Source organism: Nguyenibacter vanlangensis (assembly GCF_013376155.1).
In the GTDB taxonomy this organism is placed as follows: Bacteria; Pseudomonadota; Alphaproteobacteria; order Acetobacterales; family Acetobacteraceae; genus Gluconacetobacter; species Gluconacetobacter vanlangensis.
The window spans coordinates 1-2124 of record NZ_JABXXP010000494.1 but is presented as its reverse complement, the minus strand read 5'-3'; the positions used below and the strand labels follow the sequence as shown (position 1 = coordinate 2124).

Annotated in this window: 4 protein-coding genes; 2 read left to right on the top strand and 2 right to left on the bottom strand. The window is 66.0% G+C overall.

Features of this window, described 5'->3' with window-relative positions:
• The coding region (locus HUK84_RS15760; protein ID WP_176641128.1) for a helix-turn-helix domain-containing protein at positions 1–181 on the bottom strand (181 nt) is incomplete at its 3' end.
• A 97-nt stretch (positions 182–278) separates the two neighbouring features.
• On the opposite strand from HUK84_RS15760, the gene HUK84_RS15755 reads away from it, so the two are divergent.
• On the top strand, positions 279–1163 hold the full coding sequence (locus HUK84_RS15755) for an aldo/keto reductase family oxidoreductase (RefSeq protein WP_281362836.1): 885 nt from the start codon (positions 279–281) through the stop codon (positions 1161–1163).
• A 117-nt stretch (positions 1164–1280) separates the two neighbouring features.
• A complete protein-coding gene (locus HUK84_RS15750) occupies positions 1281–1535 on the top strand; it encodes a hypothetical protein (protein WP_176641127.1) in 255 nt (84 codons plus the stop codon).
• 204 nt (positions 1536–1739) lie between these two features.
• Here HUK84_RS15750 and HUK84_RS15745 read toward each other — a convergent pair.
• Positions 1740–2124 (bottom strand): UDP-glucose/GDP-mannose dehydrogenase family protein (locus HUK84_RS15745; protein ID WP_176641126.1); only part of this gene is annotated, 385 nt, incomplete at its 5' end.

Genomic DNA, 2124 nt, shown 5'->3' with positions numbered 1-2124 from the left:
CGGTCGGGGCGATGCTGCGGGTCGTGCGGTGCAGCAATCGTACGCCCAGCCGCGTTTCGAGACGTCGCACGGCCTCGCTGAGGCCCGACGCCGAGACACCGTGGGCGCGGGCGCCGTCGCGGAAGCCGCCTGCCCGCACCACCGCCAGAAACGCGTGGAGATCCTGAAGATCCGCCGCCATTGTTCGGAATTCCGTACAGCCTGTGCCGATCTCAGCCGATTATCGCGCGTGCGGTCAACGCCCATAGTCATGCCGTCCCTTATCCCTGGAGGCGGACATGACCGACCTTATGAAAGCAGGCACCTTTGTGCTGGGCGACCGGCGCGTGAATCGAATGGGTTATGGCGCCATGCAACTGGCGGGCCCCGGCGTATTCGGGCCGCCGCGCGACCGCGAGAGCGCGCTTGCCGTGCTGCGCGCGGCCGTCGCGGCCGGCGTCGACCATATCGATACCAGCGATTTCTACGGACCGCACGTCACCAACCGGCTGATCCGCGAGGCGCTGCATCCCTATGCGCCCGATCTGCGGATCGTGACCAAGGTGGGGGCGGTGCGCGGGGCCGACGGGTCGTGGAACCCGGCGCAGAGCCCCGACGCGCTGACCCGCGGCGTGCATGACAATCTGCGCAATCTGGGCGTCGATGTCCTGGATGTCGTGAACCTGCGGGTGATGGGGGATATCCATGCCCCCAGCGAGGGTTCGATCGCGGTGCAGGTCGCGGCGCTTGCGGCGCTGCAGCGGCAGGGGCTGATCCGCCATCTGGGCCTGAGCAACGCCACCGCTGCACAGGTGGCGGAGGCGCGCGGCATTGCCGAGATCGTCTGTGTGCAGAACCATTATAACCTTGCGCATCGCCGGGATGATCCGCTGATCGATGAACTGGGCCGGCTGGGCATCGCCTATGTGCCCTATTTTCCGCTGGGCGGCTTTGCGCCGTTGCAGTCCGCGACATTGTCCGGCGTGGCCGAGCGGCTGGGCGCCACGCCGATGCAGGTGGCGCTGGCGTGGCTGCTGGCGCGCGCGCCCAATATCCTGCTGATCCCGGGCACGTCGTCGCTGGCCCATCTGAGGGAAAATCTGGCGGCGGCCGAACTTCGGCTGGCGGACGGCATTCTTTCCGAATTGGCGGAGATCGGGGCGGAAGGCGGGGGCGCGGCGTGACCGGCCCGCGCGCATCGGCCGCCCGGCACGGCATTTAAGGCTTAAAATTTCTCCGGGGGCCTTTCCTTTTGCGTGGCTTGCGCCATACGTCATCCGTCCAGCAGAGAGGGGGACGTCATGGGTGACGAAGACGACATGATCGTCGGGTATCTGGTGGTCCGGGAGGTCGACGGCGGGGAAGTCGAGTTCTGGGGCCCGGAGAATGCGTGGAGCGACGATCCGGACGACGGCAGGCTGTACGAGACCGAGGACGAGGCCGAGCGCGACGCCGAGGCGCTACGCGCCGGGAATGCCGACATCATAACGGTTGAGCCGGTGTTCGAGGACGACGAAGAGGAAGATGAGGACGAAGAGGACGATACACGTCCGTAAATCCTCCGGCGTGCGGCGTCTGGTCGGGCCCTGGGGGGTTGGGCCGGGCGTCGTGTCCGCGGGGAGGCGTTGTTTCTTCTTTTTCTGAAGAAAAAGAAGCAAAAAGACTTTTATTCGTTATGAGAGTCGGGTCTGCCCCGACGTAGTATCCATAAAAATTCAAAAGTTTTTTGGTTCTTTTTTTCAAAAAAGAACAGCCTGCCTTCAGATGGGACGGCCGACCGAGTGGTAATGGAAGCCGGCCGCGCGCATGGCGGCGGGGTCGAAGATGTTGCGCAAATCGACGATGACGCGGCCGCGCATGGCGGCGGCCAGGGCGTTTGGCGCGAGGGCGCGGAATTCGTTCCATTCGGTCAGCACGACCAGGGTGTCGGCGTCGCGGGCGGCGTCGAGGGCGCTGTCGCAATAGGTGATGCCGGGCGGCAGATGCGGGCGGGCGGCCTGCATGCCGACCGGGTCGAAGGCGCGGAGTTCGGCGCCCTGCTCGGCCAGGCGGACCAGGATGGGGATGGAGGGGGATTCGCGCATGTCGTCGGTTTCGGGCTTGAAGGTCAGGCCCAGCACGGCGATGCGGCGGCCGCGCACCGAG

Bases quoted from the DNA above. Each gene is read 5' to 3' on its own strand.
- HUK84_RS15755 (WP_281362836.1), top strand. From the start codon at position 279: ATGACCGACCTTATGAAAGCAGGCACCTTTGTGCTGGGCGACCGGCGC.
- HUK84_RS15750 (WP_176641127.1), top strand. From the start codon at position 1,281: ATGGGTGACGAAGACGACATGATCGTCGGGTATCTGGTGGTCCGGGAG.